The following is a 12,261-nucleotide window of genomic DNA, read 5'->3' as shown; positions in this document are numbered from 1 at the left end:
GAATTTCACCTCGCCGGGCGTACGCGGTTGCGTCCGGTCAGTCCGCCGGCGCGGCGATCGGGCAACGAATCCGCACGATGAGGCCCGGCCGTGCATCGCCGAGTTCAAGGTCGAAGCCGTGCAGATGGGCGATCGCCGCGACCACGCTGAGGCCAAGCCCGGTACCGGGAATGCCGGCGGCATCGGTGCCCCGGTAGAAGCGGCGCAGCGCCGCCTGGCGCTCGTCCGCTGCCAGCCCCGGACCGTTATCGCGCACCGCGATGGCAAGGGCTTGGCCTGTCATCTCGCTGGAGAGCCAGACTTCGCCGCCCGCGCCGGTAAATTTGATGGCATTGTCGAGCAGATTGCTGATCGCTTCGAACAGCAGTTTGGGATCGCAGGTGATCGTCGCGTCCTGTGTTGCGACGTGATGCAGCCGCACGCCGACATCCTCGGCGAGCGGCTCGTACAAGTCATAGGCTGCCGCGAGCATCGACGCGACCGAGACTGTGGCGAAACCGGCATGGCGTCCCCTCGCCTCAAGCTCGGAGATGCGCAGCAACGCCGCGAATCGCTCCAGCACCAGATCGAGGTCGGCCGTTGCCGCCTGGGCAAGCTCCACCAGCCGCAGGTCGGCGTCCGCAAGCACGATCGCATGTTGCAAGTGCCCGCGCACGTGCGTCAGCGGCGTGCGCAGATCGTGCGCGATGGCATCGGTGACGCCCTTCACCTGTGCGACCACGCGTTCGACCTCCTCGATCATCGCGTTGACCGTCCCGGCGAACAGATCGAGCTCGTCGCCGCGCTTGCTGATCGGCATGCGCCGGTCCAATCGACCCGCTGCTATCTCGCGGCTGGCCGCTTGCAGATCGCGGACCCGGCGAAGCGGCGCCAGGCTCAGCAGAAAGCCCGTGCCGAGCACCAGCAGCGTCATCGCCGCGCCGCTGACGATCAGCATGATGAGCATGCGGTGGCGCAGATCGACGATCGGCGCGATGTCGCGGCCGATCAGGATGGTCTCGCCCGTCGTCGCGCGGATCGCCAGTACGCGCAGCGGGCCGTGCGCGCCCGGCTTCTCGCTGATGTTGACCGGGCTGTTGAACGGCAGGTCGAGCGAAACGCGCAAGTTGCCGGCGACATGCTCGCCAGCGTGGGACTGCAAGCCGAACAGGGTCAAGCCGCTGGCGTTGTGGCGGATCTCGGCGTTGATGCGATCGGGCAGCGCCTCCGCCGACACCTCCTTGAGGCGATCCGCTTCCAGGCGGAGGATGCGGTCGCTTCGCGCGGTGAGCTCGTGTGCGGACAGGCCGTAGATCAGCCCGAGCAGGACGACCAAGCCGAGCGCGAACACCAGGCCGAGCAAGGCGGTCAGCCGGAACGTGCTGGTCTTGCGGATTTCGCTTAGACGCAAGCGTTCAAGCGGCATCGAACCGATAGCCTTCGCCTTTGATCGTGGTGATTACCGACGGGCGCTCCGGCCGGTCCAGCTTCTTGCGGAGCCGCGCGATGTGGACGTTGATGAGATTGGGGCCGGGATCGAAATGGTAACCCCACACCTGCTCGAAGATGATGCGGCGGCTCAGTGTGTCGCCCGGGTGGCGCAGGAACAGCTCGAGCAAGCGGAATTCCATGTGGAGCAACCGCACCGGCGCGCCGTCCACCGTCACCTCGCGACGGACGAGATCGAGCGCGACGCCCCCCGATTGCAACACCGTGTCTGCCGCGCCCTGCCGCCGGCGGAGCAGAACTTCGACCCGCATCGCCATTTCGTCGGGCACGAACGGCTTGACCAGATAATCGTCCCCGCCCGCACGAAGCCCCGCGATCCGCTCATCGACATCGCTTAGCGCGCTGATCATCAACACCGGGATCATCACCCTGCGCTCGCGCAGCGATGCGACCAAGGCAAGACCGTCGAGCCCGGGCAACATGCGGTCGAGCGTAACCAGATCGAAGGGCTCGCACAGCAGCTTTTCAAGCGCGCGTCGGCCGTCCGCAACCTGGATGGTATCGTGTCCGTGCGCGTGAAGCGTCGCGGTGATATGCCCCGCGGTATCGGGATCGTCCTCGATGACGAGAATACGCGCCATGAACTCTTCTCCGCGTCCACGTGGGGCCAGGCCGCGCGGCCGTCCTCGACGCGCAACAAATCACATCGTCGTTGCTTCAATCCGCACTTGGCGACAATCCCTCTGTTGAAGGTGCTTCTGTCTGCAATCGGGCCGGCGGCATAGCCGAGCGGGACTTTGTCGGCATTTATGAACCTATACGGGTTCTAGGCAGCGTCCGACTAGCGTGACCGGTCGATTGTTGGGTCACGGCGGAGGCCAGGCCAGCCTCCACATTTCGGTTGCACGGGCGTAATCTTCGCTCGCCAGCCCTAGGGCGAATGGCTTAGGCTCGCCCGTGAAGATTGGGGGGCTGATCTTTGCGCGACGGAATCCTGGTGGCCGAGGGCGGGGCGGGCGGCGTGGCGGCCGGCGCGGGCGCGCGGGGCGTGCGTATCGCCGGGATCGGCGGGCTGCGCGCGATTGCGGTGCTGGCGGTGGTGGCGTTCCACCTCGATCCGCGCTGGCTGCCGGGCGGGTTCGTCGGGGTCGATGTGTTCTTCGTGATTTCGGGGTTCGTCGTCGCGCATTCGGTGGCGGGGGTACGGGCCGAGCGGTTCGGGGCCTATTGCGCGGGGTTCTACCGGCGGCGCTGCCTGCGCATCCTGCCCGCGCTCTATGTGTATGTGCTGGTGGTGGCGCTCGTTGGGATGCTGCTGATGCCGGGCGGCGAGGGCACGCGCCCTGTCGCGCTGACCGGCGCGGCGGCGGTGTTCGGGCTGAGCAACCTCGCGCTGCTGTGGAAGGCGGGCGACTATTTCGCGACCGCGAGCGCCTATAACGGCTTCACCCAGACCTGGTCGCTGGGGGTGGAGGAGCAATATTATCTGCTGTTCCCGGCGGCGGCGTGGTGGCTGCGGGGGCGGGCGCGGCGGGCGCCGGTCGGTGTGGTCGCGCTGGCGTGCCTGCTGTCGCTGGCGGCGGCGGGGTGGCTGACGCAGGCGTGGCGCGCGGGCGCGTTCTTCCTGCTGCCGGCGCGCCTGTGGGAGCTTGGCATCGGCGCGCTGCTGCGCTGGCTGGGGGCGGGGCTGGCGGTGCGCGGCGGCGCGCTGTGGGCGGCGGGCGCGCTGGCGGCGCTGGCGGCAAGTTTCGTGGTGACGCGCGAGGATGCGTTCCCGTGGCCGGGGGCGCTGTTGCCGTGTCTCGCCACGCTGGTGCTGCTCGCGGTGCTGTGGCGCGGCGGCGGCGGCGGCTGGCCGGCGCGGATGCTCGGCGCGCGCGCGCCCGAGGCGATCGGCGCGATCAGCTATTCGCTGTATCTGTGGCATTGGGGCGTGGTGGTGCTGATGCGCTGGACGCTCGGGCTCGACACGCTTGCGCTCAAGGCGCTGGCGGTGGCGCTGATGGCCGCGCTCGCGGTGGCGAGCCATCGCTGGGTCGAGCGGCCGCTGCGGCATCACCGCCGGCTGCTGGCGCTGCCCGCGCCGGTGTTCTTCGCTGGCGTGGCAGGGGTGGCGGGGGCGGTCGCTGCGGTGTGCCTGGGGCTGGCCTATGCCAAGCCTCGGATCGGCCTCGCCGCGTCGAACGCGGCGGCGGTGTGGGATCCGGCGTTCGTGCCGGTGGAGGGCACCTGCCCGGTCGTGCGGCGCACCACAGATGTTGGGATCGGCTGGCGGATCGCTGATCGGCCGGCGTGCGCGGCGGCGGACGCGCGGCGGCTGTTCGTGGTCGGCGATTCGCATGCAGGCGCCTATGCGCTGCTGCTCCACACCGTCGCGCGCGCGCGAGCGATGCCGGTCGACCTCTATACGGCGGGCGGGTGCCGGGTGATCGATATCGACGATGGCGCGCTGCCGCCGGGCTGCGCCGCGTTCCGCGCGCGCGCGCTGGCGGAGGTGCGCGCAGCCGCGCGGCCGGGCGACGTGGTGTTCCTGCCGGGGCTCTACACGCCGCTCTACCGCAAGCTGTGGGATGCCGACGTTCCGCGCGACGCGGGCCTTGGCGCGCAGCGGCCGCTCGATCGCGCGCGGATCGCGGCGTCCGAAGCGCGGCTGCGCGCGCTGATCGCGCGCGGGGTGACGATCATCGTCGAGGCGCCCAAGCCGGTGATGCCGAGCGCGTTGTTCCGCTGCGCCGATGGGTTCAACCGGGGGAGCGGCTATTGCCGGCCCGGCTGGCACGTTCCGCGCGCCGAGGCCGAGCGCCGCCGCGCCCGCGCGCGCGCCGCGCTCGTCGCGATCACGCGCGCGCTGCCCGGCGCGCGGCTGTGGGATCCGCTGCCGCTGCTGTGCGACGCGCGCGCCTGTGACGGCTACCGGGACGGCGCGCCGCTCTATTACGACACGCATCATCTCAGCGCGGCGGGCGACCGGCTGCTGGTGCCGGGCTTCCTCGGCGTGCTCGACCGATGAGCGCGGCGATCATCACGCCGACCTACCGCAACGATCTGGCGATCGTGCGTGCGCTGTGCGCGTCGGTCGACCGGTTCGTCGCGGCGGACATCCACCATCATCTGGTCGTGCCGCGTGGCCAGTACCGGCTGTTCGCGGACCTGAACGGACCGCGCCGGACGGTGACGCCGATCGAGGCGGTGTTGCCGCGCGGCTTCGTCAAGCTGCCGCTGCCGGCGCGGCTTCCGTTCAGCGGCCGGGCGGTGCGCGAATGGTGGATGGCGCCGGGCCGGTGGCGGGTGAGCGGCTGGATCATCCAGCAGATCGTCAAGCTGAGCGCCGACCGGGTCTGCGACGCCGACCTGCTGCTGTTCATCGACAGCGACGTGCGGCTGCTGCGCCCCCTGGACGCCGCGCGGTTCCGCCACGGCGACGCGATCCGCTTCGTCCACAAGCCGGGGCTGGGGGCGGACCAGCCGGCCCAGGCCGCGTGGGGCCGGGTGGTCGGGCGGCTGCTCGGGATCGCGCCGCGCGACTATTATGGCGCGGACTACGTCGGCAACATCGTCTCCTGGCGGCGCGACACCATGCTGCGGCTGCAAGCGCGGATCGCGCAGGTGACCGGGCTCGCCTGGCAAGTGGCGGTCGCGCGCGCGCCGCTGTTCTCGGAATATATGGCGTATGGCGTGTTCATCGATCATGTCGAACCCGATGCCGGCCATGCCCGCACGCCCGAGAGCCTGACGCTCAATTCGTGGAATTACGCGTTGTCGCAGGCCGGTGAGGCGGCGCGCTTCGTGGCGGACTGGCAGCCGCATCATATCGGCGTGCTGCTGCAATCGACCGAGCGGCTGAGCCCCGACACACGCGAGCGGATCATCGCCGCGCTGGCGGCGCGCGCATGAGCCCGCGCGTGACGATCGGCGTCGATGCGCATGTGTTGACCGGAAAATATCAGGGCACGCGCTCGACGCTGACCAATTTGCTGCGCGCGCTGGGGGGCCGGCCGGACCCGCCGCGCCTGCTGGTCTATACGGAAGATCCGGCGGCGGCGCGCGCCGCGATCGGCGTCGCGGCGTTCGACTATGTCGCGTTGCCGGCGCTGGGGGCGGTGCGCCGGCTGCTGGACTTTCCCCGGTTGTTCCGGCGCGACGGGGTCACCATCGGCGTGTTCCAATATATCGCCCCGCTCGCCGGGCGGCATGCCGTGTTCGTCCACGATATCCTGCCGCTGACGCACCCGCGGCATTTCCCGCTGGCGATGCGGGTGCGGATGCGGGTGCTCGGCACGCTGGCGATCCGGCGCGCGCGCGTGGTGCTCGCGGTCAGCGAGCATACGCGCGCGGCGGTGCTGGCGCGCTTCCGGCTGCCGCCCGAGCGGGTGCGGGTGGTGCTGAACGGGCCGTCGTTCGCCACGCCGGCCTATGCCGGCGCGCGGCCCGCCACGCCGCGCTATATCCTGAGCGTCGGGCGGATCGAGCGGCGCAAGAATGTCGGGCTGCTGATCGCGGCGTTTCGCAAGGCCGATCTCGCCGACGTGCGGCTGGTGATCGTCGGCGCGGTCGATGCGGGGTTCGCCTTCGCGCCGCCGTGCGACCCGCGGATCGACCTGCGCAGCCGCGTGGACGAGGCCGAGCTGATCGGCTTGTATCGGGGCGCGAGCCTGTTCGTCTATCCGAGCGCCGCCGAGGGGTTCGGCTTGCCGCTGCTCGACGCGACGCTGTTCGGCATCCCGACGATCGCCTCGAACCGCACCGCGCTGCCCGAGGTCGGTGGCGATCTGGTCCGCTATTTCGATCCGGAGGCGGCGGATGCGGTGACGACGCTGGCCGCGCAGATCGCCGGGCATTTCGGCGCGTCGCCGATCCCCGCGCCCGATGCGGCGCAGCGGCGCGCGCAGGCCGAACGCTTCTGCTGGACGCGCGCCGCCGACGCCTTCCTCGCCGCGATCGACGCGCGATGAGCGGCAAGCGTCTGATCGTGCTGACCAGCGATCTGCCGTACCCGCCGACCTATGGGCACAAGGTCGACCAATATCAGCGCTGGCGCGGCTTCGCCGCGCGCGGCTGGCGGTTGCGGCTGGTCTGCTGGCGCTCGCCGCTGGACCCCCCCGCCAGCGCCGCCGATGTCGATGCTTTGCGCGACGTGTTCGAGGCGGTGGACGTCCTGCCGATCGCGCACAGCGCCGCCGCCTTCGCACGGCGGCTGGCGCGGCTGTGGCGCTACCCCAGCCATGTCGCCGCGCGCGTGCCCGATGCGACCACGCACGCGCGACTGATCGCCGAGGCGCGGGCGTTCGATCCCGCCGCGATCGTGCTCGACGGAATTTATGGCGGCGTGGCGGGGGAGGCGCTCGCGCGCGCCTGCGGCGTGCCGGTGATCGTGCGCGGCCACAATATCGAGCATCGCTATTTCGCGCAGCAGGCCGGCGCGGCGCGCGACCTGCGATCTCGCGGCGCGTGGACGATCGCGCGGCTCGGGCTCGAGCGCTATGAGGCGGGCCTGATCGGGCGCGCGGCGTGGACGTTCGACATCTCGGCCGACGATGTCGCGTACTGGCAGCGGCGCGGCATCGCGCGCGTGTCCTGGGCGCCGACGGTGTTTTCCGACGATCGCGCGGTCACGATCCTGCCGCCCGCCGACAAGCGCTGGGACGTCGCCTATATCGGCAATCTGCGCCTGCCCAACAATCTGCGCGGGATCGCGTGGTTCGTCGGCGCGGTGATGCCGCGACTGCGCGCGCTGCGCCCCGGCATCTGCTGCGTCTTCGCCGGTGCCGATCCGAGCCCGGCGGCGCGGGCGCTGTTCGCCGGCGCGCCCGATATCACGCTGATCGCGAACGCGCCGAGCGCGGACGCCATCCTCGCCAACGGGCGCGTGCTGGTCAATCCGATCCTGTCGGGCAGCGGCGTCAACGTGAAATCGATTGACATGCTGCGCTATGACGCGCCGATCGTGACGACCGCGATCGGCGCGCGAGGCTTCGGGCCGGAGGTGGCGGGGCAGTTCCGCGTCCACGACGACCCCGCGCGTTTCGCCGAGGCGGTGATCGCCGCGCTCGCCGACCCCTATCCGCCCGCCGGGCGATCAGCCGTACGCCGGCTGTTCGGCGAAGATGGTATCGCCGAACAGACCGCGCTGATCGCGCGCGTCGCGGGCATCTGACCGGCGCCGCGACCACGCCTCGATCAATTCCTCATACCCCGACAGCACCTTGTCCCAGGTGAAGGCCGCGCGCCAGCGCGTCACCGCCGCCGCGCGCAATTCCGCACGCAACGCCTCGCAACTGACGAGCCGGTTGAGGTGATCGAAAATCTGTTCCTCCGAGGCGAAATAGAGCGCCGCCCGGCCCGCCACCCACCGATTGAAGCGATTGTCATGCGCGATGATCGCATTGCCCGCGCCGAGCGCCTCGACCAGCGACGGGTTGGTCCCGCCGACCTGATGCCCGTGCAGATAGGCGATGCTGTGGACGCGCAGCGCATCGACGATCCGCCGATCATAGACCGCGCCGGGCATGACGACATCCGGCCCCGCCGCGTCCAGCACCGCCGCATGATAGGGGATGGCCGGATCGTATGCGCCGAGCACCAGCAACTTCAGGCCGCGGCGCCGGCGCGAGAAGGCACGCACGATCTCCAGCACCGAATTCTCGGGTTCGGGCCGCGCGATCAATGTGAAGAAGCCGCCGGGTTCCACCCCGAATCCGGCGAGCGGCGCGGCGGACATATCGAGCAGCCGATCGCTGCCATACGGGATTACGGTCGTCTTCACGGGCGACACGCGGGTGGCGAGATGCGCCGCGATCGCGGGATGATCGGCGATGAGCATATTGCCCGAATAGGCGGCGAGCCGCTCGTTGACCCACAGCAAGGCGCGGGTGATCGCGCGATATTTGGCGCGTTTCCACTCCAGCCCGTCCATGTTGACGAGGTTCACGCGCCCGCGCAGGCGCAGGTAGGCGCTCAGGAAGCCGGTGTTGTAGCCCAAGGTCAGGATCGTGCCGGGCCGTTTCAGCGCGTCCTGCGCGGCGCGCATGTCGAACTCGACCGTGCCCCACGGCCCGCGCGCGCGGACGGGGATGTGGATGCGGCGGACGCCCTCCCACAGATCCTCCTCGCGGCGGCCGGTCGGCGAGCCCTGGCAATAGACGGTGACGTCCCACCCGCGCCCGCGCAGATGCCGCGCGAGCCGGTCCGCGAAGGTCTCGAACCCGCCGTGCGTCGCCGGCACGCCGCGAATGCCGAGAATGATGAGCGAGCGCGCCGCGCGGCGCGGGGACGCCGTGACCCGGCGCGGTTGCCATGCCAACGCGGCATGATCCTCTTCGTCGAAGGCGTGCGCGCCCGCGCGCCCGATCCGGCGGACCAGCCCGGTCATGCCCGCGCACCGTGCGAGGACGCGGCTTGCAAAAGACACGGCGCGGCGGCGCGCGCAAAAGACACGTGCTCCAAAACGATCACCTCCGCGCAGAATTCGCGCACTGCGATGTGTGGATACCGAGAGGAACTGAGACGCGGATTCTACACGCCGCACACGGACGCTCATCGGCGGGCGCATTTATGCTTGCCGGTTCTGCGCACGTCAAATGGGTAAATGGCATTTTCATCATCTTCGAAGAAATGCGCTGCATTGCGGAATCGGCTGGCCGGTCATCACTTTGCGCTTTAAGGCGGCGATGGCTCGGCTGCGGAGGTGCGATAGGTGATTGGACGCTCGACCTTGGGGGCGGCGCGGCGGCGGCTCGGCCGGCTGCGATCCGACATCGTCAGCGCGGTCTCGCCCGGCGGGGCGGTCGACACCGATCTCGCGCCCGGACATCCGCTGCGCGCGAGCCTCCACGCGCTGAAATCCTATAACGCCTTGCGTTCGGCCGAAGCGGGCAAGTCGATTCGCGACGGCAACCGCGTGCTGAACTTCCACATCGCGCTCGATCACGTCGCCAAGCTGCCCGCCGGGGATTATGCCGAACTCGGCACCTATCGCGGGCTCACCGCCTCGATCCTTTGGGCGCGCCGCGCGGCCGGCACGACGCTCTACTGCTTCGACACGTTCGAAGGCTTCGACGAGCGCGATCTCGCCGACGGTCGGCTGTCGCAGGACATGGAGAAGGCCGCGTTCCGCGACACCAGTCTCGATCTGGTGCGCCAGCGCATCTCGGGCGGCAGCGACGAGGGGCTGGCGTTTCGCGTCGGGTTCTTCCCCGACACGTTCGCGGGCCTTGAGGACAAGCGCTTCCGGCTGGTGCACATCGACATGGATCTCGCCGATCCGATCACCGCCGCGCTCGAGACGTTCTGGCCGCGCATGGTGGAGGGCGGCATCATCCTGGTGCATGATTATCGCTCGAAACGCTATCCGATGGCGGCGGAGGCGGTCGACCGGTTCTTCGCCGCGCGCGGGCTTTTCGCCTGGCCGCTCAACGATCGGCTCGGCACCGCGATGATCATGCGGCAGCGCGGCATGGCCGACTGATGGCGCCTGCGGTGCCCGGAAACGTTGTAAATGAAACGCGACGGCGCCGAATATCGTCGGAAGATGTTCGCGCATATCGTCGGCGGTGTTCAAAGATGCGCCGCGGCATGTCATCGAAATTCGGCGGACACGGGCGGCGTCGCGCGACGAACGGCGCGGCGAACCGGCCGGGCATATTGCCTGACCGCCCCGCCTGTGCCAGATGTTGCACAGCACAAGCCGCGCCGCAGAGCCGTGTGAAGGGAGCTTAAGTGGGTATCCGATCAGCGATGTTGTTGTGCGCCTGCGCCATGTTGGCGGCGTGCGGAGGCAAGGGCGCGGAGGTCATATCGACCGGCGATCGCTACGTCTCCAATCGCGCCGTCGTCACCGATTACCGGTTGGGGATCGGCGACAAGGTGCGCCTCACGGTGTTCCGCGAACCCGACATGTCGGGTGACTTCACGGTCGGCCCGAACGGCACGGTCGCGCTGCCGCTGATCGGCGAGACGCCGGCGGTGGGGCGCCGGGTCGAGGAAGTCGCCGCCGAGGCACAGGCGCGCTACGGCGACGGCTATCTGCGCAGCCCGCAGGTCAACATGGAGGTCACCGGCTTCCGGCCGTTCTTCATTCTGGGCGAAGTCACCGCGCCGGGCCAGTTCCCCTATGCGATCGGGCTGACCGCGTTCAACGCGATCGCGACCGCGCAGGGCTTCACCCCGCGCGCCGACCGCTACATCGTCCACATCCGGCGCGAGGGGGCGACGGTCGAGGAAAATTACCAGCTCACGCCGGATCTGCGGGTCTATCCGGGTGATACGATCCGCGTCGGAGAGCGCTTCTTCTGACTTGCGTTCGAGATCGGGAGTGCTGGTCTGGCCGCATGCGCGGTGACGATCGTTCAGGGGGACGCGGGTTGATGGGATGGCGTTTGGCTCCCGAAGGAAGATACCATCGCGCCGGCCGGGCGCGTGGCGCTTCGGTGCGCGTCCCGTCCTGCCGCAGCGCGGGAGCGTGCGGCGAATCATGACCGTCTCCGCCAAATCGGTGAACCGGGGGTGGCGCCTCTTGTTGTGCGCGGCGGTGCCGGCCTGCGCGATCGCGCCGGCGCGCGCGCAGGTGGGCGAATCGCTGCTGCTGCCGCCGGTGATCCCGCCGGGCTTCAACCGCGGACGCAACCAGAGCGTGACCGAATTGCCGCGGCACGCGTTCGATCCGGTCGGCATCCGCGTCGGGTCGTTCAACCTGCTGCCCTCGATCCAGTCGGGCGGGGGCGCGACCAGCAACACCTATTACACCGCCGAACCGACCGCCTCGGCCTTCATCTCCACCACCCCCAGCGCGACGCTGATTTCGCGGTGGAGCCGTCATGAGCTGGCGGTATCGGGGACCGCCACGTTCCGCGAATATATTGGCGAATCGCGCCGCAATGAGTCGACATGGCAGAGCGACGTGCGCGGGCGGGTGGATCTCGGTCGGTTCAGTTCGGTGACGATCGAGGAGATTTCGTCGCAAGCGAACGAGAGCCAGTTCACCGGCGAGGTCACGCCGATCGTCGCGGCGCTGTCACGATACCGGCGTGATTTTCTGAGCGTGCGCGGGGTCAATCAAGTCGGGCGGACTCGAACAACAATATCAGCGGATTATGCGCTGTTTCGCTACCAGCCGATACCTTTGCTCACTGGCGAAACGCGCGATCAATCTTACCGCGACCGCAACATCGCGCGCGTGACCGGACAGTTCGAATATGCTCTATCGCCCAGTCTGGCCGTGTTTGTGCAGGGTTCGTTTGCCAATCAGGCCTTCAGGACCGAACTGAGCCCGGGCGTTCCCAATCTTGATTCAAACGGTTATCGCGCGCTCAGCGGGATCAATTTCGATCTGCCGGGTAAAGTGCGGGGTTCATTGGGGATCGGTTATACCCATCAATCTTTTCTGGCCACGCTTTACAAAGCCGTCAGCGGTGTGTCGTTCGAAGGGCAACTCGAAATCTTCCCCACGCGTCTGACCACCGTGACGTTAGGTGCGCGTCGATCGATCGAGATCACCAACCTCGGTGTCAGCGGTGCCTACTGGAATAATCGCGTAAACGCGCGCGTCGATCGCGAGATCTGGCGAGGAATACTCATCAACGCCACAGGCGAATATACGCGCCAGAGCTATGTCCGCACCACGCAAACCGGGAGCGGATATCGGTTCGGGACTGGTGCCCGGTATCTGTCATCGCGGAAGGTGGTGGTAGATGGCTCGGTCAGTTACAGCAAACGCGCGACGTCAGCGGGTAGCGTTGTGACGCTGGGTAACGAATATGACGAAGTACGGGGCGAGGTGGGGTTGACGTTCCGGATCTAATACTTTCCGGGGACAGAAAGCTTCTAGCAGGATAACGG

General features: G+C 68.8%; 10 protein-coding genes. 7 read left to right on the top strand and 3 right to left on the bottom strand.

From position 1 onward, the window contains the following. Positions 1–37: 37 nt before the first annotated feature. Both PX554_RS21220 and PX554_RS21215 read right to left on the bottom strand, forming a co-directional pair. Positions 38–1,405: a sensor histidine kinase gene (locus PX554_RS21220; protein WP_275504476.1), complete on the bottom strand. Its 1,368-nt coding sequence runs from the start codon at positions 1,403–1,405 to the stop codon at positions 38–40. Continuing rightward, positions 1,395–2,069, bottom strand: a complete 675-nt coding sequence (locus PX554_RS21215) for a response regulator transcription factor (RefSeq protein WP_275504475.1) — start codon at positions 2,067–2,069, stop codon at positions 1,395–1,397. Before PX554_RS21215 ends, PX554_RS21220 begins: the two co-directional genes overlap by 11 nt. A gap of 338 nt (positions 2,070–2,407) precedes the next feature. Between PX554_RS21215 and PX554_RS21210 the strand changes: the two genes are divergently transcribed. The 4 genes from PX554_RS21210 to PX554_RS21195 are packed head-to-tail and all read left to right on the top strand — an operon-like array spanning position 2,408 to position 7,582. Next, complete coding sequence (locus PX554_RS21210; protein WP_275504474.1) at positions 2,408–4,438, top strand: acyltransferase family protein; 2,031 nt, start codon at positions 2,408–2,410, stop codon at positions 4,436–4,438. Continuing rightward, complete coding sequence (locus PX554_RS21205; RefSeq protein ID WP_275504473.1) at positions 4,435–5,322, top strand: DUF6492 family protein; 888 nt, start codon at positions 4,435–4,437, stop codon at positions 5,320–5,322. Before PX554_RS21210 ends, PX554_RS21205 begins: the two co-directional genes overlap by 4 nt. Then, positions 5,319–6,380, top strand: coding sequence for a glycosyltransferase family 4 protein (locus PX554_RS21200; protein ID WP_275504472.1), 1,062 nt, complete (start codon positions 5,319–5,321; stop codon positions 6,378–6,380). The genes PX554_RS21205 and PX554_RS21200 overlap by 4 nt, the downstream gene beginning before the upstream one ends. After that, positions 6,377–7,582, top strand: coding sequence for a glycosyltransferase (locus PX554_RS21195; RefSeq protein WP_275504471.1), 1,206 nt, complete (start codon positions 6,377–6,379; stop codon positions 7,580–7,582). The genes PX554_RS21200 and PX554_RS21195 overlap by 4 nt, the downstream gene beginning before the upstream one ends. On the opposite strand, the gene PX554_RS21190 is transcribed toward PX554_RS21195, so the two are convergent. Further along, positions 7,505–8,797 carry a DUF1972 domain-containing protein gene (locus tag PX554_RS21190; RefSeq protein ID WP_275504470.1) on the bottom strand — a complete coding sequence of 431 codons (1,293 nt, stop codon included), beginning with the start codon at positions 8,795–8,797 and terminating at the stop codon, positions 7,505–7,507. The two genes, PX554_RS21195 and PX554_RS21190, sit on opposite strands and share 78 nt — an antisense overlap. A 324-nt stretch (positions 8,798–9,121) precedes the next feature. On the opposite strand from PX554_RS21190, the gene PX554_RS21185 reads away from it, so the two are divergent. From PX554_RS21185 to PX554_RS21175, 3 genes are all read left to right on the top strand, one after another. Continuing rightward, the gene (locus tag PX554_RS21185; protein WP_275504469.1) at positions 9,122–9,892 is read left to right on the top strand and encodes a TylF/MycF/NovP-related O-methyltransferase; all 771 of its coding nucleotides are present in this window, start codon (positions 9,122–9,124) and stop codon (positions 9,890–9,892) included. A 251-nt stretch (positions 9,893–10,143) separates the two neighbouring features. Continuing rightward, complete coding sequence (locus PX554_RS21180) at positions 10,144–10,719, top strand: polysaccharide biosynthesis/export family protein (protein WP_143023411.1); 576 nt, start codon at positions 10,144–10,146, stop codon at positions 10,717–10,719. A gap of 178 nt (positions 10,720–10,897) precedes the next feature. Beyond that, positions 10,898–12,223 (top strand): outer membrane beta-barrel protein, encoded by a 1,326-nt coding sequence (locus tag PX554_RS21175; RefSeq protein WP_275504468.1) that lies wholly within the window; start codon positions 10,898–10,900, stop codon positions 12,221–12,223. The last annotated feature ends 38 nt before the right edge of the window (positions 12,224–12,261 follow it).

Origin of the sequence: Sphingomonas pollutisoli, from assembly GCF_029167165.1 — a bacterium.
Taxonomy (GTDB): Bacteria; Pseudomonadota; Alphaproteobacteria; order Sphingomonadales; family Sphingomonadaceae; genus Sphingomonas; species Sphingomonas pollutisoli.
Note: the sequence above shows the minus strand (reverse complement) of the source record. Positions and strands in the feature narration are given on the sequence as shown.